The 23,320-nt window shown below is 72.9% G+C and carries 25 protein-coding genes; 14 read left to right on the forward strand and 11 right to left on the reverse strand.

Going from position 1 to position 23,320, the window contains the following annotated elements; genetic code table 11:
• Positions 1-48: 48 nt before the first annotated feature.
• The 4 genes from RCR19_RS28515 to RCR19_RS28530 all read right to left on the reverse strand — a co-directional run bounded on the left by RCR19_RS28515 (position 49) and on the right by RCR19_RS28530 (position 3,130).
• Complete coding sequence (locus RCR19_RS28515) at positions 49-507, reverse strand: hypothetical protein (RefSeq protein WP_331267726.1); 459 nt, start codon at positions 505-507, stop codon at positions 49-51.
• Between the two features lie 44 nt (positions 508-551).
• Positions 552-1,409, reverse strand: a complete 858-nt coding sequence (locus tag RCR19_RS28520) for a helix-turn-helix transcriptional regulator (protein WP_331267727.1) — start codon at positions 1,407-1,409, stop codon at positions 552-554.
• A 257-nt stretch (positions 1,410-1,666) separates the two neighbouring features.
• Positions 1,667-1,882, reverse strand: a complete 216-nt coding sequence (locus RCR19_RS28525) for a hypothetical protein (protein WP_059128708.1) — start codon at positions 1,880-1,882, stop codon at positions 1,667-1,669.
• 12 nt (positions 1,883-1,894) lie between these two features.
• On the reverse strand, positions 1,895-3,130 hold the full coding sequence (locus tag RCR19_RS28530; RefSeq protein WP_331267728.1) for an inorganic phosphate transporter: 1,236 nt from the start codon (positions 3,128-3,130) through the stop codon (positions 1,895-1,897).
• A 539-nt stretch (positions 3,131-3,669) separates the two neighbouring features.
• Here RCR19_RS28530 and RCR19_RS28535 point away from each other — a divergent pair.
• The 3 genes from RCR19_RS28535 (at position 3,670) to RCR19_RS28545 (ending at position 7,238) form a co-directional block, all read left to right on the forward strand.
• Complete coding sequence (locus RCR19_RS28535; protein ID WP_331267729.1) at positions 3,670-4,395, forward strand: class II aldolase/adducin family protein; 726 nt, start codon at positions 3,670-3,672, stop codon at positions 4,393-4,395.
• Positions 4,396-4,500: 105 nt separating this feature from the next.
• Positions 4,501-5,628: an alpha/beta fold hydrolase gene (locus RCR19_RS28540; protein WP_331267730.1), complete on the forward strand. Its 1,128-nt coding sequence runs from the start codon at positions 4,501-4,503 to the stop codon at positions 5,626-5,628.
• A gap of 200 nt (positions 5,629-5,828) precedes the next feature.
• The gene (locus RCR19_RS28545) at positions 5,829-7,238 is read left to right on the forward strand and encodes a hypothetical protein (protein ID WP_331267731.1); all 1,410 of its coding nucleotides are present in this window, start codon (positions 5,829-5,831) and stop codon (positions 7,236-7,238) included.
• 7 nt (positions 7,239-7,245) lie between these two features.
• Here RCR19_RS28545 and RCR19_RS28550 read toward each other — a convergent pair whose 3' ends face one another.
• Complete coding sequence (locus RCR19_RS28550) at positions 7,246-7,659, reverse strand: VOC family protein (protein WP_059128703.1); 414 nt, start codon at positions 7,657-7,659, stop codon at positions 7,246-7,248.
• Between the two features lie 426 nt (positions 7,660-8,085).
• Here RCR19_RS28550 and RCR19_RS28555 point away from each other — a divergent pair, with 426 nt between their 5' ends.
• The 8 genes from RCR19_RS28555 to amaP all read left to right on the forward strand — a co-directional run bounded on the left by RCR19_RS28555 (position 8,086) and on the right by amaP (position 14,199).
• Positions 8,086-9,684, forward strand: coding sequence for an ABC-F family ATP-binding cassette domain-containing protein (locus RCR19_RS28555; RefSeq protein ID WP_331267732.1), 1,599 nt, complete (start codon positions 8,086-8,088; stop codon positions 9,682-9,684).
• A gap of 370 nt (positions 9,685-10,054) precedes the next feature.
• On the forward strand, positions 10,055-10,276 hold the full coding sequence (locus RCR19_RS28560; RefSeq protein ID WP_009337982.1) for a helix-turn-helix domain-containing protein: 222 nt from the start codon (positions 10,055-10,057) through the stop codon (positions 10,274-10,276).
• 132 nt (positions 10,277-10,408) lie between these two features.
• Positions 10,409-11,200 (forward strand): enoyl-CoA hydratase/isomerase family protein, encoded by a 792-nt coding sequence (locus RCR19_RS28565; RefSeq protein ID WP_331267733.1) that lies wholly within the window; start codon positions 10,409-10,411, stop codon positions 11,198-11,200.
• Positions 11,201-11,833: 633 nt separating this feature from the next.
• On the forward strand, positions 11,834-12,313 hold the full coding sequence (locus RCR19_RS28570; protein ID WP_331267734.1) for an Asp23/Gls24 family envelope stress response protein: 480 nt from the start codon (positions 11,834-11,836) through the stop codon (positions 12,311-12,313).
• Between the two features lie 29 nt (positions 12,314-12,342).
• Positions 12,343-12,528, forward strand: coding sequence for a hypothetical protein (locus tag RCR19_RS28575; RefSeq protein WP_331267735.1), 186 nt, complete (start codon positions 12,343-12,345; stop codon positions 12,526-12,528).
• Between the two features lie 4 nt (positions 12,529-12,532).
• The gene (locus tag RCR19_RS28580) at positions 12,533-12,952 is read left to right on the forward strand and encodes an Asp23/Gls24 family envelope stress response protein (protein WP_331267736.1); all 420 of its coding nucleotides are present in this window, start codon (positions 12,533-12,535) and stop codon (positions 12,950-12,952) included.
• Complete coding sequence (locus RCR19_RS28585) at positions 12,949-13,614, forward strand: DUF6286 domain-containing protein (protein ID WP_331267737.1); 666 nt, start codon at positions 12,949-12,951, stop codon at positions 13,612-13,614. The genes RCR19_RS28580 and RCR19_RS28585 overlap by 4 nt, the downstream gene beginning before the upstream one ends.
• A 6-nt stretch (positions 13,615-13,620) precedes the next feature.
• Positions 13,621-14,199: an alkaline shock response membrane anchor protein AmaP gene (gene amaP / locus RCR19_RS28590; RefSeq protein WP_331267738.1), complete on the forward strand. Its 579-nt coding sequence runs from the start codon at positions 13,621-13,623 to the stop codon at positions 14,197-14,199.
• A 38-nt stretch (positions 14,200-14,237) separates the two neighbouring features.
• Here the strand turns inward: amaP and RCR19_RS28595 are convergent, their stop codons facing one another.
• The 4 genes from RCR19_RS28595 to RCR19_RS28610 form a co-directional block, all read right to left on the reverse strand.
• Positions 14,238-14,993: an SDR family oxidoreductase gene (locus tag RCR19_RS28595; RefSeq protein ID WP_331267739.1), complete on the reverse strand. Its 756-nt coding sequence runs from the start codon at positions 14,991-14,993 to the stop codon at positions 14,238-14,240.
• A 247-nt stretch (positions 14,994-15,240) separates the two neighbouring features.
• Positions 15,241-16,068, reverse strand: a complete 828-nt coding sequence (locus RCR19_RS28600) for an SURF1 family protein (protein ID WP_331267740.1) — start codon at positions 16,066-16,068, stop codon at positions 15,241-15,243.
• 49 nt (positions 16,069-16,117) lie between these two features.
• Positions 16,118-16,351: a hypothetical protein gene (locus RCR19_RS28605; RefSeq protein ID WP_331267741.1), complete on the reverse strand. Its 234-nt coding sequence runs from the start codon at positions 16,349-16,351 to the stop codon at positions 16,118-16,120.
• Positions 16,352-16,429: 78 nt separating this feature from the next.
• Positions 16,430-17,446: a DEDDh family exonuclease gene (locus RCR19_RS28610; RefSeq protein WP_331267742.1), complete on the reverse strand. Its 1,017-nt coding sequence runs from the start codon at positions 17,444-17,446 to the stop codon at positions 16,430-16,432.
• Positions 17,447-17,798: 352 nt separating this feature from the next.
• Between RCR19_RS28610 and RCR19_RS28615 the strand changes: the two genes are divergently transcribed.
• The 3 genes from RCR19_RS28615 (at position 17,799) to RCR19_RS28625 (ending at position 20,748) form a co-directional block, all read left to right on the forward strand.
• Positions 17,799-18,509 (forward strand): VIT family protein, encoded by a 711-nt coding sequence (locus tag RCR19_RS28615; RefSeq protein ID WP_331267743.1) that lies wholly within the window; start codon positions 17,799-17,801, stop codon positions 18,507-18,509.
• 169 nt (positions 18,510-18,678) lie between these two features.
• Positions 18,679-19,557, forward strand: a complete 879-nt coding sequence (locus RCR19_RS28620) for a sterol desaturase family protein (RefSeq protein WP_331267744.1) — start codon at positions 18,679-18,681, stop codon at positions 19,555-19,557.
• Positions 19,558-19,701: 144 nt separating this feature from the next.
• On the forward strand, positions 19,702-20,748 hold the full coding sequence (locus RCR19_RS28625) for a zinc-dependent alcohol dehydrogenase family protein (protein ID WP_331267745.1): 1,047 nt from the start codon (positions 19,702-19,704) through the stop codon (positions 20,746-20,748).
• Here the strand turns inward: RCR19_RS28625 and RCR19_RS28630 are convergent, their stop codons facing one another.
• Positions 20,749-21,795 carry a CopD family protein gene (locus RCR19_RS28630; RefSeq protein ID WP_331267746.1) on the reverse strand — a complete coding sequence of 349 codons (1,047 nt, stop codon included), beginning with the start codon at positions 21,793-21,795 and terminating at the stop codon, positions 20,749-20,751.
• A 116-nt stretch (positions 21,796-21,911) separates the two neighbouring features.
• Positions 21,912-23,309 carry a CoA transferase gene (locus tag RCR19_RS28635; protein ID WP_331267747.1) on the reverse strand — a complete coding sequence of 466 codons (1,398 nt, stop codon included), beginning with the start codon at positions 23,307-23,309 and terminating at the stop codon, positions 21,912-21,914.
• Positions 23,310-23,320: the final 11 nt, after the last annotated feature.

Genomic DNA, 23,320 nt, shown 5'->3' on the forward strand with positions numbered 1-23,320 from the left:
TGGTGGTGACGATCGCCGCGGCGTCCTGTGCGGGCCTGTGGTGGGGCCTCACCCCGGTCCCGGAGCGTCTCCGTGCTCTCGACCGGGCCGTGGCGACGGTTCGTCCACGGGGTTCGGAATCCCGCTGATCCCGGTGAGGCGTGCCGCCGCCGAGCGGCGGCGCAGGGCACGGCCGACACCCGCCGCCAGGGCGGTGACGACCGCTGCCCCCAGCACCCCCAGCACGGACACGGTCAGGGGGGACGGGACCCCCAGACCGAGGCCGGCCGCCACCCGGGCCGACAGGGCGACGGCGAACAGCAGGACGCTGCCGCACGTGGTGCCCAGCAGCAGACGGGTCGCCGGCCCCGCACCCTGGTCCCGGTCGTGGGGGCCGGCCGCAGCGGTCGGGGTGTCCGCGTCCTCCGCGGGGGCGGGCTCCGGAGGGGTCTGCGGCGGATCGCCCGCCGCCGCGAAGCGGAGCGCACGCAACTGCCTGCACCACTCAAGGAACCCGAGGACCGCCATCGGTCTTCCTCCCCGTTGTCCGCCCGGGCCGTCCGTCCCGGGTGTCAGCCGTTGTCGAGACTCTCCTTGACCGCGTCGATCAGCTCGACGAGCCGGTCGCCGTCGTACGCCTTGTTGCTGATGTCCTCGAAGCACTCCTGGTAGCGGGCCGTGAGAGCGAGGTCGTCACGGTTGGCCACGCTGCCGGTGGCGCCCTCCAGATAGAGCAGGTCGTCGCCGTCCGTGAAGCCGAGCAGCGTGAACGAGCCGCCCATGCTGTAGTGCGCGCCGGCCCTGAACGGCAGTACGCACAGGGTGACTCTGGGGTGCCGGGACATCGTCTTGAGGTGCTCCAGCTGCCGGCGCATCACTCCCGGGCCACCGACCACCCGTCGCAGGACCGCCTCGTCCAGGACGATGCTCACGTCCGGCCCGTGCTCGCCGTCGAAGATCCGTTCCTGCCGGGTGGCGCGCAGCTCCGCCGAGCGCCGGGTGCGCTCGCCCGCCTCACGCGGTGCGAGCTGGGCCATGGTGTAGTCCTCGATCTGCAGCAGCGAGTAGACGACCGACGGGTGGTAGAAGCGGATCGAGGTCGCGGCGCTCTCGTACCCCAGGTACTGGGCGAACTGCGGCCGCACCATGTCGCTGTACGCCGCCCACCAGGACGGCCCCTTGGAGCCGCGCGCGGCCTCCTCGAGTTCGGCCACCAGCGCGGGATCGGTGACGGTGTAGAGCTGGAGCAGGGCCCGCAGATCGGTGACACTCAGGCTCACCGTCCCGGCCTCCAGCCGGATCAGCTTCGACAGGGACCACTCCAGCGCGTCGGCGGCCTCCCGCTGTGTGAGGCCGGCGTCCTCGCGCGCCTTGCGCAACTCGATGCGGAGCCTGCGTCGGTTCAGGCTCGGATCGATGTCCCTGGCCATGTCGCTCCCTGCCACACGTCGTCTTCGTCAGGTCGGGCGGCCGACGTCGAGCAGCAACTCACCCAATAGACTAGGTGAGTTGGAGGAGGGCGGCCAGACCGCTCGCTGTCTGCCACCTGTCTTTTCGACGTGGTCGCGATGCGGTGTAGAACGTAGCAAACCGCCATATGCCCAACAAAAAATCGGACCCTCGCAGTGAAGTTCACTGCGAGGGTCCGACCCGTACGGGCCCGAGCGGGCGGATGAGGTGCGTGGGGTCAGGAGACGATCAGAAAGATCCCGTATCCGACCGCCGCCGCGCACGCCGCGAAACAGGCGTACGCGCCGGTGACCGCCAGGGCGGCCGTACCGCCCCGGGCCGATTCCTTCTTCGTCAGGCTCACGACGCCCAGGGTGAACAGGCCCACCAGGGCCACGGTGACCACGAGGCTGACGCCGAAGACGGAGCCGAGTGCTGCCCAGTCGATGTTCATGAACGCGTTTCCTTAAACCGTGGCGTGGCTGGTCGGTTCGGCGGTGGGGCCGGAGTTCCGGTCCGGGGCGGGGGCCGTCACGACCGGGCCCGCCGGCGGGGGGATCACCGCGGCGATCGCCGTCGTGACGACGCCCGCGGACTCGCTCTCTACGTCGTTGACGTTGTCGACCGTGACCGGCCGGCGCCGGGACAGCGTCCAGATGACGCCGGCGCCCGCCACAAGCAGCACCCCCGTGGTGATCGTGCCCCACGTGCCCTGCTTGGTGAGGGATTCGGCGCCCGCACCGACGAGGCCGGCCGCCGGGAGCGTCAGGCCCCAGGCGACGAACATCCGGGTCGCGGTGGACCAGCGGACCACGCCGCCCTTGCGGCCGAGGCCGGCGCCCATGACGGCGCCCGAGCAGACCTGGGTGGTGGAGAGCGAGAAGCCGATGTGCGAGGACGCGAGGATCGCGGCCGCCGCGCTGGTCTGGGCGGCGAAGCCCTGCTGCGGCGCGAGGTCGGTCAGCCCCTTGCCCAGGGTGCGGATGATGCGCCAGCCGCCGAAATAGGTGCCGAGGGCGATGGCCAGGCCGGCCGAGACGATGACCCAGGTGGGAGGGTTGGAGCCGGGGGCGATGACGCCACCGGTGACCAGCGCCAGGGTGATGATGCCCATCGTCTTCTGGGCGTCGTTGGTGCCGTGGGCGAGGGACACCAGTCCGGCCGAGGCGATCGAGCCGGCCCGGTAGCCCTTCGCCGTGGCCCTGTCGTCGGTGCGGCTGCCGATGACGTAGGACAGGCGCGTCGCGAGCATGGCCGCCAGGCCCGCCACGATCGGCGCGGCGACGGCTGGGATCAGGACCTTGGTGACGACCGTCGAGCCGTTCACCGCGGACCATCCGGCGGAGGAGACGGCGGCGCCGATCAGACCGCCGAACAGGGCGTGGGAGGAACTGGAGGGCAGACCGAGGAGCCAGGTGAGCAGGTTCCACAGGATGGCCCCCACCAGCGCCGCGAAGATCACTTCGACGCGTATGCCCTGCTCGTTGATGATGCCGCCGGAGATGGTCTTGGCGACCTCGACGGAGAGGAAGGCGCCGACGAGGTTCAGCGTGGCGGACATCGCCACCGCCACCTTGGGCTTCAGGGCGCCGGTCGAGATGGTCGTAGCCATCGCGTTGGCAGTGTCGTGGAAACCGTTCGTGAAATCGAACACGAGAGCGGTGACGATCACGATTCCGAGGAGGAGCGTGATGTGTTCCATTTACCCAGGCTTCTGTGGGAGGTCAGTGGCGCGTTGAACGTAGGAAACCTGAATGAACGGAAGGTGAACTGAGGAGGTCTTGAGGGTGTATCAAACGGCCTGATGTGACGCCGTGCGCGGCGGGCCGATGGCAGTCAAGTCTTCGAACGAAGGCGGAATTCCGGGCTCCGTATGCCCTCTAGGGGTCCCCACCGGTCCTTCGTGGACCTCGGCGGCCGGCTCATGGGCCGCCGGAGAGACTTTGGTCACCCGGCGGTCACCCCACTCGGGGGTGAGCGCCGTCACGCTCAACGCACGGCCTGCGGTGCGGGTATGACCGTGATGTGGTTCGTTGCCATACACCCCTTTTCTTCTCGAGTGTCAATGAATCGGGCATTTCGACCAAGGGTTACGAAGGGAGGGTGGGACTTGGTCGAATGCGAGCCGGTTGTTTGTGAGGCGGTCGGTATGCCCATATTTGGACCGCGGTGGGTGTGTGTCCTCCGCCCTGCTCGCGCCGGTCACCGGTCGGCCGGTCACCCGCCTGGCAGGATCGCGGCATGGCTGAACAGCGAGGCGGCGCACGGGACGCGGAAGATGCCGGACGGGACGGACGGGGGCGGGGCGGACCCGAGGCGGCGGGCGAGGTCGCGCGCGCGTGGGACGAACTCGTCGCCACCGCACGCCGGACCGTGGCCGACGGCCTGGTCGTAGGCACGTCCGGCAATGTCTCCGTACGGGTCGGCGACATCGTGCTGGTGACGCCCACGGGTGTGCCGTACGAGCGGCTGGAGCCGGGTGACGCGGTCGGGGTCGATCCCGACGGGCGGCAGGTGCTCGGCACACTGCGGCCGACCAGCGAGCTGCCGATGCACCTGGCGGTCTACCGCACGACGACGGCGCGGGCAGTCGTCCACACGCACGCCGTGCACGCCACGGCCGTCTCCACGCTGGTGGCGGAACTGCCCCTGGTCCACTACATGGCCGCGGCGCTCGGCGGCGCGGTCCGGGTCGCCCCGTACGCCACGTACGGCACCGCGGAGTTGGCCGAGAACATGCTGCGCGCCCTGACCGACCGCACCGCGTGCCTGCTGCAGAACCACGGCACGGTCGCCCATGGGTCCTCGCTGACCCAGGCCTACGACCGCACGGCCCAGTTGGAGTGGATGTGCCGCCTGTGGCTGACGGCGTCGTCGGTGCCGGGCCTGTCGCCCGCGCTGCTCACCCCCGAGCAGGTGTCCGAGGTGGCGGAGCGCTTGCGGGGGTACGGACAGGGCCGCGCGTAGCCGGCCGGCTCGAAGTGCGGGTGCGGACCGCCGTGCGCCCCCCTCGCCCACACGGGCGGAGCCGGTCCACTGGCCGGGCGTGGGCTCCACCGGGAGACTGGACGGGTGCGCACTGTCAAAGCGGCGGCCGCGGCCGTCACCGTAGCCATAGCAGCGGGCGCGGCAGGCGTCGTCGCGGGCCGCTTCGCCAGCGATGCCGCGCTCAAGGCGCCCCCGGGCCGCCCGCTGCCCACCGAACCCCGCCTCACCGTGCACTCCCTGGCGGCAGGCCGGATCGTGCTCACCCGCGATCTGGCCTCCCGGCGCCCCGGCACCTACGGCCTCTCCGGACACGGCTCGCACGCGGTCGTGGGCCCCGTGCTCGAGACGGCGCCCCATTCCCCCGACAGCGTCGTCCGCCGCCTGGAACGGGTCACCCATGGCACGCTCGAACCCGGCGACAAGGCCTGGCTCACCCCGACCCTGCACATCGGCGATCCGAGGACCGCCCTCGGTCTGGATCACGCCGACGTCGACGTCCCCGGGGAACTCGGAGCCATGCCGGCCTGGTTCCTCTCGGGTATCCGGGACACCTGGGTGATCACCGTGCACGGGCTCGGTGCCACCCGGGAACACCCCATGAACGTTCTGGGATTCCTCCGGCGGCTCCGGTTCCCGGTCCTCGACATCACCTACCGCGGCGACCGCGGCGCGCCCCGGCCCCCGGACGGGCTGAACCACCTCGGCGAGACCGAGTGGCGGGACGTGGACGCCGCCATCCGCTACGCCGTGCGCCACGGGGCCGAGCGCGTCGTCCTGCACGGCTGGTCCACCGGCGCCACCATGGCGCTGCGCGCCGCCACGCATTCGCCGCTGCGCGAGCGGATCTCGGGGCTCGTCCTCGACTCGCCGGTGCTCAGCTGGGAGGCCACGCTGCGCGCCCTCGCCGCGGCCCGCCGCACCCCCGGCGCCCTGCTGCCGCTGGCGGTTCGCGCCGCCCAGGGCCGCACCGGTCTGTACGGCGACGGTGTCCGGGACGCCGCGGAAGCGGGCCTGCTGCGGGTGCCGACCCTGATCTTCCACGGCCCCGACGACACGGTCGCCCCCTGGGGTCCCTCACGGCGCCTCGCCGAACGCCGCCGTGACCTGGTCACCCTGCACACCGTGCGGAACGCCCCGCACGGCGCGATGTGGAACGTGGACCCGGGGACCTACGAAGAGGCGATGCGGCGTTTCCTCACCCCGCTCATGTAGCGGGACGGCATCCGGGGCGGCCGGCTCGGCACCGTCGGGCCGGCCCCGCGCCCCGCGCGTCCGGACCCTTCCGGTTAGCGGCTTTGACAAGCCCTTTCCGTGTGCGCACGCCCTTTCCGGGACCCATGCGTTGGCGGGGCCCGTCGCTCGCCGTGACATTCCGTTTGGGTTTTCGGACCGTCAACCGGAAGACTGCACCCGTGACGTCCCGTACCCCGCGCGACTCCAGGCTCCGACTCGTCCGCCCGCGGCCGCTCGCCGCCGCTCCCCGGGCGGTGACCCAGCACCACTCGCGCCGCCCCGCGCCCAGGCCGCCCGAGGGCACACCTCCGCCCGCGGAACTGGCGAGGATGGCCCGCGCCCGACTGGCCGGCGCGGCCCGCGTGGCCCGCTGGGCCGACACCGCGCTCCGTCCGGGCCGCGACGGCGCGACCGCCCAGGGCCGGGGCACGCTTGCGGACGCAACCGCCGAACAGGCGGCAGCCGACCTCGGTCTGACCGTCGCTCAGGCCCGTGCCGACTGGGACACCGCGCGGCTGGCGGGTCTCGTCGAGGTGCACGGCGACAGCGCCCGCCCCGGTTGGCGGCTGCGTGCCTGGAACCGTGACGACTCCGCCGTGCTGCGCGGCTGGGTCGCCCTCTTCGACGCCTGGTCGCTCGCCTGTCCCGAGCCCGCGGACCGGGAGCACGCTGCCGTCGCCGAGGTCGTCTCGGCCATGCCGCAGGTGCTCTCCTTCCTGCAGCTGTCCGCGGGACCCGTCCCCGTCGAGCAGCTTCTCGACCTCCTCGGACAACGGGTCACCGAACTGCGTACCGAGCGCTGCGAGGTCCCCTACGGGCCGCAGCCGGCCCCGGTGGAGGCCCCCGTCCACGCCGTCGCGGAGGACGCCGACCTCGCCCCCCTGCTCGACTGGGCCCTGGACGCGCTCGCCTATGTCGGCGCCCTCACCTGCGCCGACGGGCAGGCCACCCTCACCCCGATCGGCAGCTGGGCGGTCTGGGTCAAACTCGAGCAGATCTGCGTCGCCGCGCAGAGCCCCGCCGGGAACATCGAGCAGAACGCCGAGGACATGCTCCGCGGCTGCGCCCAGCTCCGCCCGAACGCGGCGCGCGCCGAGTACCGCGCCTGGCTCGCGGCCCGCACCGTGGGCAGCGCCGTCACCGAGCTGCTCGCGGCCGCCGGCGGTGAGGACGCCCTCCTGCGCGGCCTGGCCTTCGAGGCGCTGCGCGTGGTCGGCGCCGCCGCCGAGGCCGAGGTGCGGGCCGCAGCGGAGGAGACCCCGCTGCGCCCCTATGCGCTGCTCTGGCTCGCCGAACACGACGGCACCGATCCGGACGACGCCCACGAGGTGCTCACCCGCGAAGAGGCCACCTGGCTGTGGGTCGACACCGCCGCGGCCGTCGCCGACCACGGCGAAGCCCCGCTGCTCGTGCGCCATTTGGAGTCCGCCGTGCAGCCCACCATCCCGGCGCTCCTCGACGAGGTGCGCGCGGTCGGGCATCCGCGCACGGTGCAGGTACTGGTCGCGCTCGCCGCCGCCCACCCGGACCCGGCGCTGGCCAAGGCCGTGCGCCGCGCCGCGTTCCATGTCCACACGGGAGGCAGCTGACCGCCGGTCAGCCCGCTGTCTCGGGGGCGTACGTGCCGAAGCTCCAGATGTTGCCCTCGGCGTCCCGGGCCATGTAGTCCCGAGAGCCGTAGTCCTGGTCCGTCGGCGGCATCAGGATGTCCGCACCGTGCTCCACGGCCCGCTGGTGGTGTGCGTCGACGTCGTCCACGACGATGTACACCCCGCAGGGGCCCGCGCCCTTCATCGCCTCGTCGAAGAGTCCTCCCCGGCCCTTCGAGCCGAGCATCACCGCGCCGTTGCCCTGCACGAGCTCGGCGTGCAGCACCGAGCCGTCCTCCCCCTCGTACACCGACAGCTCCGTGAAGCCGAACGCCTCCGTCAGCTGCCTGATCGCCGCCTTGGCGTCCGCGTACAGCAGAGTGGGGTAGATGCTCGGACGCCTGCCGTCCATGCCCGCCATTCCGATCACTCCCTCCGGTGTCCCGGCCGGAACCTCGGCCGCCGTGCAGTCTCGCACCCGCCACTGACAACGGTCCCGGCACCGAGCGGACGGACGAGGTACCACGGTGTCATGGGGCGCGGCCCCGGACGCGACGTGCGCCGTCCGCGGGAGACATCCTCGTACCGACCCGGGCCGCCGCGCCCGGCTCTTCCACGAACGAGGGACAGCCGGGCGGCGACCCGTTGCCACCACTGCGCTGCGCCGGACCGCACGGCCGGGGCGACCGGCGAGGGCAACGAGCATCACAGTGCCGAACGTCCGCACATCGAAAAAGCGCTTGCACGACCCCGTTAGACTGGCTCCATGGCCATTCTCCTCGCGCATTAGACGGCGGGAACGCCCTCAGCCGTCCATCCCGCCCTTCCTCCGCCCTGGAGTCTGTCCGTGATCTCCGCCTCCGGTATCGAGCTGCGCGCCGGTGCCCGCATCCTCATCGAGAACGCCAGTTTCCGCGTCGCCAAGGGCGACCGCATCGGTCTGGTCGGCCGCAACGGCGCCGGCAAGACGACCCTCACGAAGGTCCTCGCCGGCGAGGGCATGCCCGCCGCGGGCACCGTCACCCGCTCCGGCGAGGTCGGCTACCTCCCGCAGGACCCGCGCACCGGCGATCTGGACGTGCTCGCCCGCGACCGCGTCCTGTCCGCGCGCGGCCTGGACGTCCTGATCCGCAAGATGCGCGAGAACGAACAGCGCATCGCCAACGGCAAGGGCTCCACCCGCGACAAGGCGATGAAGCAGTACGAGCGCCAGGAGACGGAGTTCCTCACCAAGGGCGGGTACGCCGCCGAGGCCGAGGCGGCCACCATCGCCGCCGCGCTCAACCTGCCCGACCGGGTGCTGGGCCAGCCCCTGCACACGCTCTCCGGCGGTCAGCGCCGCCGTATCGAGCTGGCCCGCATCCTCTTCTCCGACGCGGACACGCTGCTGCTCGACGAGCCGACCAACCACCTCGACGCCGACTCGATCGTCTGGCTGCGCGACTACCTCAAGTCCTACCGCGGCGGCTTCATCGTCATCTCGCACGACGTCGACCTGGTCGACACGGTCGTCAACAAGGTGTTCTACCTGGACGCGAACCGTTCCGCGATCGACATCTACAACATGAGCTGGCGGCTTTACCAGCAGCAGCGCGAGGCCGACGAGAAGCGCCGCAAGCGGGAGCGCGCCAACGCCGAGAAGAAGGCCGCCGCGCTCAACGCCCAGGCCGACAAGATGCGCGCCAAGGCCACCAAGACGGTCGCGGCGCAGAACATGGCCCGCCGTGCCGAGAAGCTGCTCTCCGGCCTGGACGCGGTGCGCCAGTCCGACAAGGTCGCCAAGCTTCGCTTCCCGCAGCCCGCGCCCTGCGGCAAGACCCCGCTGACGGCCGAGGGCCTGTCGAAGTCGTACGGCTCCCTGGAGATCTTCACCGACGTCGACCTGGCCATCGACAAGGGCTCGAGGGTCGTCATCCTCGGCCTCAACGGCGCCGGCAAGACCACCCTGCTGCGGCTGCTGGCGGGCGCCGAGCAGCCCGACACCGGCTCCGTCGTCCCCGGTCACGGCCTCAAGCTCGGCTACTACGCGCAGGAGCACGAGACCCTCGACCCGGACCGCACGGTCCTGGAGAACATGCGCTCCGCGGCGCCCGACATGGACCTGGTCGAGGTTCGCAAGGTGCTCGGCTCGTTCCTGTTCTCCGGGGACGACGCGGACAAGCCGGCCGGTGTGCTGTCCGGCGGTGAGAAGACCCGTCTCGCCCTCGCCACCCTCGTGGTGTCGTCCGCGAACGTGCTGCTGCTGGACGAGCCGACCAACAACCTCGACCCGGCCAGCCGCGAGGAGATCCTCGGCGCGCTGCGCACCTACACCGGTGCGGTCGTCCTGGTCACGCACGACGAGGGCGCGGTCGAGGCGCTCCAGCCGGAGCGGATCATCCTGCTGCCCGACGGCGTCGAGGACCTGTGGGGCGCGGACTACGCGGACCTCGTCACCCTCGCCTGAGCACTCCCGTGCGCCGAGCCGTCAGCGCCGGTTGATCGAATGACTGATCCACTGCGTATGGATCATTCGGCCGATCCGTGATCCATCATCTGTGTGAGATCTCCTCGTACCGGGGTGTGTCATACACCGATTTCCCGGCCGAGCCCTTTCGCCTCAAGGGCTCGGCCGTTGTGCGTCGCTGACCTGGCCCTTCCCGGAAGAACCCGTTCGGCCGTACGGACGGCGCAGGGCGGAATGCGGAATTCCACTCGTGGGGATGTGCTCCCGTCGTCAGAACCGTGTCGCACGGACCTTGCCGAATGGGTGGCCATCGCGCCTCCGAGGGGTGATCATGAGGAGACCAGAGCGCACTTCCCATGAGGAGGCACGGGTGGCCGAGACTCTGAAGAAGGGCAGCCGGGTGACCGGCGCCGCGCGCGACAAGCTCGCGGCAGACCTGAAGAAGAAGTACGACTCCGGTGCGAGCATCCGGGCACTGGCCGAGGAGACCGGCCGCTCGTATGGCTTCGTCCACCGGATGCTCAGCGAGTCGGGCGTCACGCTTCGAGGGCGTGGCGGGGCGACGCGGGGCAAGAAGGCCACGTCGGCCTGACGCCGGGCGGCCCCTCGGATTCGATGGTGGCCACCCGGTCGGTCGGTTGACCGGCTGGGTGGTTACTGTGCAGTCACTTACGGACGCCGTCGCACGGTGTCCTTTTCTGACCGCACCTATCGGAGGCGCCCCATGGCTTCGCTCGACCCGGTACTCGACAAGGACGGCGTACGGCTCACCGTGGACGAGACGATCGCCACGGTGACGCTGACCAATCCGGCCAAGCTCAACGCCCAGAGTCCCGCTCTGTGGCGGGCGTTGGCGGAGGCCGGGAGCGCGCTGCCCGGTTCGGTCCGTGTGGTCGTGCTGCGTGCCGAGGGCAAGTCGTTCTCGGCGGGGCTCGACCGACGGATGTTCACGCCCGAGGGCATCGAAGGCGAACCGTCCTTCACCGACCTCGCGCGTGGCAGCGATGCGAAGCTGGACGCCGCCATCGCCGGATTCCAGGAGGCGTTCACCTGGTGGCGGCGCAACGACATCGTGTCCATCGCCGCCGTCCAAGGGCATGCGATCGGAGCCGGGTTCCAGCTCGCCCTCGCCTGTGATCTGCGCGTCGTCGCGGACGACGTGCAGTTCGCCATGCGCGAGACGAGCCTCGGCCTGGTTCCGGACCTGGCCGGCACGCATCCGCTGGTGGGCCTCGTCGGCCGTGCCCGCGCACTGGAGATCTGTGCGACGGGCCGGTTCGTTGCGGCCGAGGAGGCCGTGAGCACGGGGCTCGCGAACATCTCCGTGCCGCGCGAGCAGCTCGACGACACGGTGCGGGACCTGGCGTCCGCGTTGCTGGCCGCCCCCCGGGACGCCGTGATCGAGACCAAGGCACTGCTGGTCGGGGCGTCGGGGCGGACGTACGACGAGCAGCGTGCCGCCGAGCGGGCCGCCCAGGCCCGCCGGATCCGGGACCTGGCCGGAGTGGGCGAGTAGCGGACGTCGGACCGTCGGGACCCGGGTCGCGCTCGGCGGCCGTCACGAGGACGGCGACCGACGGACGGCCCGGGCAGCGCCGCCTGCGCTGCCGCGGCCCGGACGGCCCGGGCCATGCTGCGCCCGTGGGGCCGGCGCGACCGCTGGCCGCACCCGGACATCGCGGCGGGGCAGGGACGTGCCGCCCCGCCGCTCGTGGACGTGCCCGGCACACCCCTGGGTGCCGGTTCCTTGCGCGGACCGGACCACGCCCGACTCGTCGTCGGCTGCGAGGAGCGGATCGGGTTCCGGCCGTGGCTCCGCGACCGGCGGAGGCGGGCGGCTGCCAGGTGACCGGTTCGGCGTCCCGCGCGGTGGGGTGCCACGACCGCGCGCTCCGTACCGATCCGCAACGGCCAGGGCGGCCGCGTGCACCCGCACGCGGCCGGAGCCACGAGCGTGATCCGGGGCCCCCGCCGCCGAGCCGCCCGCCAGGTGATCCGGGCGCCGTCGTACGGCAGCCGCGCCGGGGCTCCGCGCCGTCACCGGCCGTGCGTCCGCCGCCATCGATCCAGCCCGTCCCGTCCACGGGCGCAGCCGTGTCCGCGCCCTTACGGTGGGTGAGGGAGGGCGACCGAAAGGGCACACGCGGCGATGACCGAGATGACCGAGCGGAACAGGCCGGCGGCGGCCTCCGGGGGTGCGGAGCCGATACAGACCCGCAAGCCCACCCGGCGGGGCGGCGGCGATCCCGCCACGCGGGGAAGGACGACCATCGCGGACGGCGTGGTCGAGAAGATCGCCGCACTCGCGGCGCGTGACATGCCCGGCGTGCACGACCTGGGCGGCGGCCTGAGCCGCACCTTCGGCGCCGTCCGCGACCGGGTCCCCGGCGGCTCGAAGGCGACCCGGGGCGTGAAGGCCGAGGTCGGCGAGGTGCAGACCGCGCTCGACCTGGAGATCGTCGTGGAGTACGGGGTGTCCATCGCGGATGTGGCGCGCGCCGTGCGCGAGAACGTCATCGCGGCGGTCGAGCGGATGACCGGGCTGGAGGTCGTCGAGGTCAACATCGCGGTCGGCGATGTGAAACTGCCCGACGAACGGGACGACGAGCCGGAGACGCGGCTCCAGTAGCCGGGTCGCCGTGAGCTGAGGAGCGCAGCATGGGGTTGGCCGTGATCGGCATGATCGCCGGGATGGCGCTGGGCTTCGCCGGGTACTTCGGAGGCTTCGGCGCGTTCCTGCTCGTGGCGGCCCTCGGCGCCGTCGGCTTTGTCGTCGGCCGCTTCCTGGAAGGGGATCTGGACGTCGACGACTTCTTCCGCACCCGCGAAGACCGGGAGCGGTGAACGCGTGAGTGACCGGACCGTGGAGGGTGAGCGGAGCGGAGGGAGCCGGAGGGCGGCAGGAGCGGTGGCTCCGGCCGAGCGCGGCGCCACCGTGATCGCCGACCTGGTCGTCGCGAAGATCGCCGCACAGGCGGCGCAGGAGGCGCTCGGCACGCTGCCACCGGAGGCCGCACCTCCGCACGCGACGGTCGTCGTACTGCACCACGCCACCGACACCGCCGGGGGAGGGGCGAGCCCGACCGGTACGGCGCGCGTCGGCATCAGCCTCGAACTGGGCTACCCCTGCGACATCGGCGGCCGGTGCGGTGCGGTGCGTCGCCGGGTCGTCGAGCGGGTAGGCGCCTTGGCGGGGATGGAGGTGCACGAGGTCGCCGTCCAGGTGGAGCGGCTGCATCCAGGCCCGGCACAGGGGAGGACGCAATGAGCGAGGCCCAGGGCCGCGAGAGTACGCAGAGGCTCCCGGTCATCGAGAAGGCCGCGGAGGGCGGGCTGGGCCAGTCCGCGTCCGCCGCGGCGTACGAGCCCGTGGACGGTGCGCATGGAAGCGGCGGCCGCTTCTGGTCCGCGCGCCGCGTCCCGGCGGGCGTCGTGGCGCTGGTCGTACTGACCGGCGCGGTCCTGCTGCTGTACGACATCACGGCCGTGAGGGCCGACAGGTCCGCCCTGCACGCGCGCAGGGTCCTCGTCCGGGAGCTCGCCGGACGGCCCCTCGACGACATCTGGGTGCTGGCCGGAGCCGCCGTGGCCGTGGTCCTCGGCCTGTGGCTGCTGGCGCTCGCCGTGACGCCCGGTCTGCGCGGCGTGCTGACGATGCGTCCGACTCACGCCGACGTGGAGGCCGGGCTGCACCGTGCCGCCGCCGCGAGCGTGCTGCGCGACCGTGCCATGGAGGTGTCCGGTGTGCAGTCCGTGCGCGTCCGTATGGGACGCGGGAGGGCGGACGTGCGGGCGGTCTCGCACTTCCGGGAACTCGACGAGGTGCGGGCCGACCTGGACGCCACCCTCGCCGACGCCGTGCGGGGCCTCGGGCTCGACCGCAGGCCCGGTCTGTCGGTGCATGTACGGCGAACCGGACGGAAGGGGTGAGGCGCGGTGCTGCGGATCATCAACCGTGTACTGATCGGGCTGGCCGGACTCGGCCTCGTCGTCCTCGGCGGTTCCGTCCTCGCCGTCGGCCTGGGGACGGCTCCGCCCTCGTGGTGGGTCCATCACGGGCCGCACGACGTCCTGCTCAGCGATGCCGAACGGACCCGGTGGCGTCAGGAGGGCTGGTGGTGGCCGACCGTCATCGGCGCCCTCACCGTCCTTGTGCTGCTCGCCGTGTGGTGGCTGTCGGCAGTGCTCAGACGCCGCCGGCTCAGCGAGGTCCTCGTCGACACCGGGGACGGTGCGGGCGCCCTGTTGCGCGGGCGCGCCATGGAGGGCGTCCTCGCCGAGGACGCGGGGCGGCTGGACGGCGTCCAGGAGGCCCGGGTGCTGCTGACCGGGCGACGCAGCGCGCCTCGGGCACGGGTACGGCTCCTGCTCGAACCGTACGTGGATCCCGCGGACGCGCTGCACCGGCTCACCACCGGGTCCCTGGCCCACGCCCGCGAGTCGGCGGGACTCGCCGCACTGCCCACCGAGGTACGGCTGCGTGGAGCCAAGTACCGCGCGGGGCGCGTGAGCTGATGCCGTGAACGGACGGCCCCCGGGACCGTGCCCAGGGGTCAGAAGCCGTGCAGGGCCCCGCCGTCCACCGGAACCATGATCCCGGTCAGATACGACGCCGCCGGTGAGAGCAGGAAGGCGGCCGTGCGGCCGAACTCCTCCGGGGTGCCGTAGCGGCGCAGCGGGATGGAGGCCTCGTTGGCCGTCCGGGCCGCGTCCGGATCGGCGGCGAGGGCGTCCAGCTCGCGCACCCGGTCCGTGTCGATCCGGGCCGGGAGGAGCCCGACGGTGCGAATGCCGCGCGGGCCCAGCTCGTTCGCGAGGGACTTGGCGAAGCCCGCGAGTCCGGGCCGCAGACCGTTGGAGATGGTCAGGCCCTGGATGGGCTCGTACACGGAACCGGACAGGACGAAGCCGATGACACCGCCCTCGGCCAGTTCCGCGGCGGCGGCGCGGGCCAGCCGTACCGCACCGAGGAAGACGGACTGGAAGGCGGCCGTCCACTGCTCGTCCGTGTTGTCGGCGAGCCGGCCCGGCGGCGGGCCGCCGACGCTGATCAGGACGCCGTCGAAACCGCCGAAGTGCTCACGTGCCGTGGCGATCAGCCGGGCAGGCGCCCCGGGGTCGGAGTTGTCGACGGCCACGCCCACGGCGTTGGCACCCAGTTCGGCGGCGGCATCGGCGGTCCGCTTCTCGTCGCGGCCGGTGACGACCACCTTCGCCCCGTCGGCGACGAGTTCCCGCGCGGCAGCGTTGCCCAGCCCGCGAGTGGCGCCGGTGACGACGTACACACGGTCCTTCAGTCCAAGATCCATGGCCCCTATCCTGCCGTCTCGTCACCCGGAAGGGCGAGTGCGGTACCCGACGGGCCGTGCCGGCCGGAGGACCGGGGCGGTCCCGCAGCCCGGCACCGGGGCCGCGGGACGGGCGCGTCGCCCAGCCCCGACGTCCGCGCCCGCCCCGCAGGTTGTCCGTCTTCCCTGTTTTGTGCGTCTCGCACATCCTCCCGTCGCCCGGACCCTGTTCCTCCGGGTCGCCGGACGGTGGCGCGCCGGGTCGAGGTCAGCCCACCGCGGCGGGTGCCGGTTCCTCGTGCCGCTCCTCGGTGCGCCTGGACCGCTCCCGGGCCTCACGGCGGACCAGGATCACCCAGCCGATCGGGACCGCCGCCGCGAACAGCCACCACTGGACCGCGTACGGCAGGTTGATGTCGCCGAGGCCGATCCAGCTGCTGTCCTCCTTGGGCGACGGGATCAGCTCCGGGCTGCCGCCCTTGGGGGCGGGGGAGGTCAGTTCGATGTAGCCGCCGAGCACGTCCTTGGCGGAGCCGTCGCCCCCGTCGCGCAGGAGTGTGCCGATCTGCCCGCTGTTGATCAGCATGATCTGGCGGTCCGGCAGCCCCTTGACGTTCTTGATGCCGCTCGCGGCCGTCGTCTCGTCCTGCATCAGCCGGCCGGTGACGGTGATCTCGCCCTCGACGGGCGCGGGGATCTTCGGGAAGGCGGTCTGCGAGCCGGGGGAGGGGATCCAGCCCCGGTTGACGAGCAGAGTCCTGCCGTCGTCCAGCACGAACGGCGTGAGGACGTGGTAGCCGACCTGGTCGTCCGTGCTCGTACGACGGCGCACGACCAGTTCGTGCGCCGTGTCGAAGCGGCCCTTCGCGGTCACCCGGCGGTAGAGGTCCTCGTGCCGGACCGATCCGCCGACCGAGGTGAGGGACTCCGCGGACACGGGCTGCGCCGCCAGCGAGTCGTCGATCACCTTGTTCAGCGCTTGCCTGTGGTCATGGCGGTGCAGCTGCCAGACACCCAGCCTGATCATCGTCGGGATGAGCAAGAGGGCCACGAGGGTGAGGATCACCCACTGGCGGGTCAACAGGAAGCGGTACACCCCACGACCGTACAACTCGGTCGTGGGGTGCATTCAGGCGGGTACCGGCTCACGCGTTGTCGACGATCCCCACCCTCCCCTCGGCGCGGGAGCAGTGGGCTCCGCAGTACCAGTGACCGTCGACCTCGACTCCCTGGCCGATGATCTGGACACGGCAGTGTTCGCAGATGGGCGCCATACGGTGGATGGCGCAGGAGAAGCAGTCGAAGACGTGCACCGCGCCCTGCGCGTGCACCTCGAAGGTCATTCCGTAGTCGTTGCCGCAAACTTCACATCTCGCCATGCGCCACAGCGTGTGCCGTCGCCGCCGCGCGGGCGAGCGGGCGCGAGGCGAGTCGCCCGGCAATCACCCGTACGTCCGTCAGCGCCGCTCCGGCGCCGGGGACCCCGTTCTCCCCGCCGGCTGCGGGTCCGCGGGTGCCACGTCCCGCAGCAGCTGTCCGAAGGCGGCCTCGTCCACCACCGGCGTCCCGTACTGGCGGGCCTTGACCGTCTTCGAGGTGCCCGAGTCGGGGTCGTTGGTGACCAGCAGACTGGTGAGCCGGGACAGGCTCGTGGCCACGTGCAGGCCCGCCTCGACGGCCCGGTCCTCCAGCAGGTCCCGCTCGACCGAGGTGTCGCCGGAGAACGCCACCCGCATGCCCTGCTTGAGGCGTTCGCCGTCCTCGTAGCGCCCCGGATTGGGATACGGGCAGGCCGGGCGCCTGCGGGAGGGGCGCCATGTGCCGGGCCGGTAGCCCACCGAGGACTGCCTGCCGATCGTCGGGGAGGCGGACCACTCGGTGAGCGGGCGGCACTCCAGCAGTGGCAGCCGAACGCCGCCCCGCGCCGCGGCGTGCAGGCTGGGCCGGAACGCCTCGGCCAGCACGCGCGCGTCGTCCAGCGCGTGGTGGGCGCGCTGCTGGACGACACCGAAGTGCGCCGCCAGCGTCTCCAGCTTGTGGTTGGCCAGCGGCAGGCCCAGCTCCTTGGAGAGCGCGATGGTGCACAGCCGCTGACGGACCGGCGCCTCGCGCTCGGCGCGCGCGTACTCGCGGGCGATCATCGACCAGTCGAAGACCGCGTTGTGCGCGACGAGGACCCGGCCGGCGAGCCGGTCGGCGAACTCGTCCGCGATGTCCCCGAAGAGCGGCGCCCCTTCGAGTGCTTCGCTGTCGAGGCCGTGGATCCACACGGGGCCCGGGTCGCGCTGCGGGTTGACCAGCGTGTACCAGTGGTCCTCGACCTCACCGCGTGCGTCCACCCGGTAGACGGCGGCCGAGATGATCCGGTCGTGCCGGGCCAGGCCGGTGGTCTCCACGTCCACGACCGCGTACCCCTCGGGATACGCGGCCGGCCAAGGGGCCGGGAACGCTGTGGTCGTACGGTCTTCGAGCATGGTCACTGAGGATACGGGGCGTGACCGACAGTCCCGAGCGCGCCCGCGTCCGGCAGTCGGAGCGCGGCGCCCTCGCTCGGGGGCGTGCACAACGCGGTGTGCCCCCAGGTGAGTTCGCCGGGGCGTGCGACGTCGTCCGTGCCCCGCCGTGTGCGTCTCGCGCGCGTTCGCTCCCCGGGCGCGCACGAACACGGGTTCCGGCACGCCCTGTTCACGGACCCCGCCGGGGACGGCCCGGCGCTCACGCGGGCCCCCGAGCCTGCCACGGTCTCAGGCGGGCGCGGCGAGCGGGGAGTTCCGGCGGTGAGGGTCGGTGCGGCACGGGCCGTGCCGCAGGTGTCATCCTCCGGGTGTGACGGAACCCACGCACGACGAGGCCCACGCGGGCGCCCTCGGCTCCCGCCTGAACTGGCTGCGGGCCGCGGTCCTAGGCGCGAACGACGGCATCGTCTCCACGGCGGGGCTCGTGGTCGGCGTGGCCGGCGCGACGACGGCCCGCGCGACCCTTCTGACGGCCGGTCTGGCCGGTCTGCTGGCCGGGTCGATGTCGATGGCGGCCGGCGAGTACGTGTCGGTGTCGACCCAACGCGACTCGGAGAAGGCGGCGCTGGCCATGGAGAGGCGGGAGCTGCGTGAGCAGCCGGAGGCCGAGCTGGAGGAGCTGACGGGGCTGCTGGAGGACCGGGGCCTGTCCCGGGAGGTGGCCCGCGAGGCGGCGGTCCAGCTGACGGCCCGGGACGCGCTGCGCGCCCACGCCCGGGTGGAGCTCGGCATCGACCCCGACGCGCTCACCAACCCCTGGCACGCGGCGTCGGCGAGCTTCCTGGCGTTCACGGTGGGCGCACTGCTCCCGCTGCTGGCGATCGTGCTTCCTCCCGCCTCGCTGAGGCTCTGGGTGACGGTGCTCTCCGTCCTCGCGGCCCTGGTCTTCACCGGCTGGACCAGTGCCCGTCTCGGCGCGGCCGCGCCGAGACGGGCCGTACTGCGGAACGTGGTGGGCGGGGCGCTGGCCATGGGGGTCACCTACGCCGCCGGGACGCTGCTGGGGGCGGCGGGGGTGTGAGGGGCACCGGACCGAGGACATGACGCTCCCGGCAGGAGGAGACCGGCTCCCGCGATCCGCCTGTGCCCGGCCCGTGGGCGGCGGCACCGGCGGACGGCCGCGCGGATTCGCCGATACTTGTCGGTAACAACCCCTGGCCGTAGGCGGCGCGCGGTTCTACGGTGCACCCATGCCGAACCTGCCCGATGTCGTGATGTGGTCGATACCCGCCTTCGTGCTGCTCACCGTGATCGAGACGGTGAGCGTACGCATACATCCCGACGAGGACGCGGCGGGCTACGACGCCAAGGACGCGGCGACCAGCATCGGCATGGGACTGGGCAGCCTCTTCTTCGACTTCCTGTGGAAGACACCGATCGTCGCGGTCTACGCGGCGCTCTACGCACTCACGCCGCTGCGCGTCCCCCTGCTGTGGTGGACCGTCCTCCTCATGCTCCTCGCGCAGGACTTCTTCTACTACTGGTCCCATCGCGGGCACCACGTCATCCGGATCCTGTGGGCCTGTCACGTCGTCCACCACTCGAGCCGGAAGTTCAACCTCAGCACCGCGCTGCGCCAGCCCTGGACGTCCGTCACCTCCTGGCCCTTCTACCTGCCCCTGATCGCGGCCGGAGTCCATCCGGCCGCGCTGGCGTTCTGCTCCTCGGTGAACCTGGTCTACCAGTTCTGGATCCACACCGAGCGGATCGACAGGATGCCCCGGTGGTTCGAGTTCGTGTTCAACACGCCGTCGCACCACCGGGTGCACCACGCCTCCCAGGGCGGCTACCTGGACCGCAACTTCGGCGGCATCCTGATCCTCTGGGACCGGATGCTCGGCTCGTTCGTCGCCGAGACGGAGCGGCCCGTGTACGGGCTGACGAAGAACATCGGCACCCACAACCCGCTGAAGGTCGCCACCCACGAGTACGCGGCCATCGCCAGGGACGTCAGGGCGGCGGGCAGCTGGGGCGAGCGGGCCGGACGGATGTTCCGCGGGCCGGGCTGGCAGCCGGTGGCCGCGGCGCCGCTCGCGGCGGCGCGGCCCGCCGAGGAGCCCGCCGCCTGAGAGCCGGCGGTGGGCGCCGGAGCTGCGCAGACGGCGTCGGCCGGGGCCCCTCGACGAGTGACGCACCGGCGGCGACGTACGGTGAGGTGTGCTCGACCACCCCCTGAGCACTCGTACGACCGTTCGCAGGAGAAGGACCCTCACATGCGCGCCACCACCATCCACGCCCCCTTCGACATGCGGGTGGAGGACGTGCCCGACCCCGTCGTCCAGGTGCCCACCGACGCGGTCGTGCGGGTGGTGCAGGCCTGTATATGCGGCAGCGACCTGTGGGCGTACCGCGGTGAGTCGTCCCGGAAGCCCGGGCAGCGCATCGGGCACGAGTTCCTCGGCACGATCGAGGAGACCGGCTCCGAGGTGACCGGCGTCCGGCGCGGCGACCTGGTCGTCGCGCCCTTCGTGTGGTCCGACGGCGTCTGCGACTACTGCCGCGAGGGGCTCACCACCTCCTGCGAGCACGGCGGCTTCTGGGGCTCGGTCGGCTCCGACGGCGGGCAGGGCGAGGCCGTGCGCGTGCCCTTCGCCGACGCCACCCTGGTCCGGCTGCCGAAGGAGGCACTCTCCGACGGCCGGCTGCTGTCCGCCTTGCTGACGCTCTCCGACGTGCTGGGCACCGGTCACCACGCCGCCCTCGGCGCGGGAGTCCGCCCCGGCGCCACCGTCGCCGTGGTCGGTGACGGGGCCGTCGGACTGTGCGCCGTCCTGGCGGCCAAGCGGCTCGGCGCCGAGCGGATCATCGCCCTGGGGCGCCATGAGGCCCGTACGGACATCGCCCGGCGCTTCGGGGCCACGGACGTCGTCGCGGAGCGCGGGGAAGCGGCCGTCGAGGCCGTCCGCGAACTCACCCGCGGCCGGGGCGCGCACGCCGTCGTCGAGGCCGTCGGCACCGAGCAGTCGATGCGCACCGCCGTGAACGCCACCCGGGACGGCGGCGCCATCGGTTTTGTCGGTGTCCCGCACGGCAGCAGCACCGGACTCGACCTCGGCGTCATGTTCGACCGGAACATCGCCCTGCGCGGCGGTGTGGCCCCGGTGCGCACGTACATCCCGGAGCTGCTGCCCGACATCCTCGACGGCACCATCGACCCCTCGCCGGTCTTCGACCGCACGGTCGGCCTCGAGGGCGTGCCCGACGGATACCGGGCGATGGACGAGCGCACGGCCCTCAAGGTGCTCGTCACCCACGGCTGATCAGGACCAGCGGATCGGCAACGGCAGCGCCGTCAGCAGCCCCGACGCGGCGACGACCAGGCCCAGCAGCGCCACCTCGGCGCGGGCGGGGGCGCAGGCGGCGAGCGGGTCGGCGGCGCGCCGCAGCCGTATCCGCGCGATCAGCGCGAGCAGGGCGACGACGGCCACGAGCAGCACCTTGGCGAGCAGGGTGCGGCCGTAGGCCGTCGTGGTCAGCTGGTCGAGGACCGTGTGCGCGGGCATGCGGCGCAGCGAGCTCCACAGCCCCGTGGCGGTGATCAGGGCCAGCAGCACGGCCGCTCCGCGCGCGTACAGCCCCAGCAGCGCTCCGCCCGCCCGGGGGTCAGTGCGCCAGTGCCGCACTGTGCGCAGGACGTGCAGCAGCCCGCCCGCCCACAGGGAGGCGCAGACGAGGTGCACGAGCGTCAGAGCCGAGCCGAGCGCGGGGGAGTGCTCCGTCGCGGGGTGGGCGCGCAGCGCCTCCGCGACGGCCACCGCGGCCGGTGGCCACATCCGGCAGGCGGGACGGCGGGAGAGAGCACAGAGTCCGGCCGCGAGGAACCCGTTGACCTCCAGGAGGGCCAGCGCGCCGTCCCGGGTTCGGTACAGCCCGCCCGGGTCGATCTCGGAGAGCCGGTGGGGGACCAGATTGCCGGTGGCCACGACCGAGGCGAGCACCAGCGCGGCGACGAAGCCCGCGCCCGCCGCATGGGGCGCCAGGCTGCGCGGAAGGTCCGCGACCGGTGCGCCCGGCACCCTGCGGACGAGCCGGGCCACGAAGAACTCGCCGGCGGGTATGCACAGCGCCGCGAACAGCACGGCACGCATCAGGCCGATGCCTCCGGCCCCCGGCGCGGCCGCCTCACCCGTGCCGTGCAGCGTGGCCGGGGCGCCGAGCGAAGGGATCAGGGCGGCGGCCGTCACAAGGGCGAGCAGGGCGACGGCCCGGCGGGCCGAGGGGCCGCGGGGCGGGGCGACCGCCAAGGGTATGCGGGCTGCGTCCGCCGCGTCGCCGTCCGTCCCGGCCGTGGATCCGCTCGAACTCACCTCACGATCTTCGCCAGTCATGACAGAACGGGCAACCACCCGAAAACAACTGAGGGAGCGCCATTCCGCCCCCGGTGCAGCATCACGCCATGGGCCGAGCGGGCCCGGCGAGCGGCTCAGCCCCTGCCGGCAGCCGGCGCCCAACGCGCCGGATCACCGCCCCACCGCCCCGGCGGTCGGGCCCAGTCCACGGGTCCGCCCGCGAACCGGATCGGCGGCAGGGCGTACCGCAGCCGGCCGAGTGCGCCGGTGGTCTCGGTCAGCCAGGGGTCGGGGCCCTCGTACGGAGCGTGCGCTTGCCCGGCCTCCCGTGCGGTCCCCTCCGTCAGCCAGGCCGCCGTCCGGGCCAGCGCCAGCCGCACGACACGGCTGCCGCCCTGCTCCGTCTGCTCGGTGAGGGCCCTCAGCACCGCCGCGGCCAGCAGATACCCCGTGCCGTGGTCCAGGGCCTGGGCGGGCAGTGCCCCGGGTCGTTCGGCCTCCCCCTCGGTCGCCGCGATCCCGGTGGCGACCTGGACCAGGCTGTCGAAGCCCCGCCGCTCACCCCATGGCCCGTAGGCGCCCCACGCGGACAACTGCGCCACCACAAGACCGGGCCGCCGCCCGGCCAGTTCCTCGGCGGCCAGCCCCCAGCGGTCCAGCGCGCCGGGCCGATAGCCCGTGACGACCACGTCCGCCGTCGCCAGTAGATCCTCGAGGGTCCGCCGGTCCTCGGCCGCCGTCAGATCGAGCGTTGCGGACCGCTTTCCGAAGTCCATGTCGGCGTGCTGGTCGGGGAGTTCGGGCAGACGCGGGCTGTCGATCCGCAGCACGTCCGCGCCCAGCAGCGCCAGGGTGCGGGTGGCGACCGGGCCCGCGATGACCCGGGTGAGGTCCAGGACGCGGATGCCCGCCGCGGGCCGCAGGGGGTCACCGGCGAGTGGCAGGAGCGGTCGGCCGGGCGCCGTGCCGAGCCGTTCGCGCTCCACCAGCGGGTGTGCGGCGAGGGCGCGTCCCTGCCGGTGGGCGGCCCACTCCTCGGGCGTGCGCAGCGCGACGGCGAGCCCTCCGGTCGCGTACACGCTCTCCTCCACCTCCACGGCCGACCGCTCGCCGAGCGCGCCGGCCACGCTGTCCGCGGACGCCCCGGCCGGCAGGCCGAGCGCGGCGAGCAGCCTCTTTCGGTGGTGGGGATAGTTCGCGTGGGTGCGCACCCAGCCGTCCGCGGTGCGCCAGAAACGGGAGAGCGGTGCGAAGGAGACCGGTTCCCGGCCGTCCACCCGAAGGTGCCGTTCGCTGCGGAAGGCGGTGGCGACCGCCCCGTCGTCCACCCGGACCTCGGGCACGGAGGTCAGTCCGGCCCGCCGTGCCCCCCACTCGGCCGCGGCCAGCGCACACACCCCGACACAGGCCCGTGCCACCTCCCGCACGGGCAGGCGCGAGGGCAGCGCCCCGTCCCGCACGACGGCCGAGACCTTCGGCACCAGTGCGGGGTCGCCGCCCAGTGCCGCCCATGCCACGTCCATGTCCGTCATGGGGGCACTAT

The organism is Streptomyces sp. WAC07094 (genome assembly GCF_036320405.1).
In the GTDB taxonomy this organism is placed as follows: Bacteria; Actinomycetota; Actinomycetes; order Streptomycetales; family Streptomycetaceae; genus Streptomyces; species Streptomyces lannensis.

Coding starts and splice junctions, on each gene's coding strand:
- RCR19_RS28515 (WP_331267726.1), bottom strand. CDS start 507: ATGGCGGTCCTCGGGTTCCTTGAGTGGTGCAGGCAGTTGCGTGCGCTC.
- RCR19_RS28520 (WP_331267727.1), bottom strand. CDS start 1,409: ATGGCCAGGGACATCGATCCGAGCCTGAACCGACGCAGGCTCCGCATC.
- RCR19_RS28525 (WP_059128708.1), bottom strand. CDS start 1,882: ATGAACATCGACTGGGCAGCACTCGGCTCCGTCTTCGGCGTCAGCCTC.
- RCR19_RS28530 (WP_331267728.1), bottom strand. CDS start 3,130: ATGGAACACATCACGCTCCTCCTCGGAATCGTGATCGTCACCGCTCTC.
- RCR19_RS28535 (WP_331267729.1), top strand. CDS start 3,670: ATGGCTGAACAGCGAGGCGGCGCACGGGACGCGGAAGATGCCGGACGG.
- RCR19_RS28550 (WP_059128703.1), bottom strand. CDS start 7,659: ATGGCGGGCATGGACGGCAGGCGTCCGAGCATCTACCCCACTCTGCTG.
- RCR19_RS28565 (WP_331267733.1), top strand. CDS start 10,409: ATGGCTTCGCTCGACCCGGTACTCGACAAGGACGGCGTACGGCTCACC.
- RCR19_RS28570 (WP_331267734.1), top strand. CDS start 11,834: ATGACCGAGATGACCGAGCGGAACAGGCCGGCGGCGGCCTCCGGGGGT.
- RCR19_RS28575 (WP_331267735.1), top strand. CDS start 12,343: ATGGGGTTGGCCGTGATCGGCATGATCGCCGGGATGGCGCTGGGCTTC.
- RCR19_RS28585 (WP_331267737.1), top strand. CDS start 12,949: ATGAGCGAGGCCCAGGGCCGCGAGAGTACGCAGAGGCTCCCGGTCATC.
- RCR19_RS28595 (WP_331267739.1), bottom strand. CDS start 14,993: ATGGATCTTGGACTGAAGGACCGTGTGTACGTCGTCACCGGCGCCACT.
- RCR19_RS28605 (WP_331267741.1), bottom strand. CDS start 16,351: ATGGCGAGATGTGAAGTTTGCGGCAACGACTACGGAATGACCTTCGAG.
- RCR19_RS28610 (WP_331267742.1), bottom strand. CDS start 17,446: ATGCTCGAAGACCGTACGACCACAGCGTTCCCGGCCCCTTGGCCGGCC.
- RCR19_RS28620 (WP_331267744.1), top strand. CDS start 18,679: ATGCCGAACCTGCCCGATGTCGTGATGTGGTCGATACCCGCCTTCGTG.
- RCR19_RS28625 (WP_331267745.1), top strand. CDS start 19,702: ATGCGCGCCACCACCATCCACGCCCCCTTCGACATGCGGGTGGAGGAC.
- RCR19_RS28635 (WP_331267747.1), bottom strand. CDS start 23,309: ATGACGGACATGGACGTGGCATGGGCGGCACTGGGCGGCGACCCCGCA.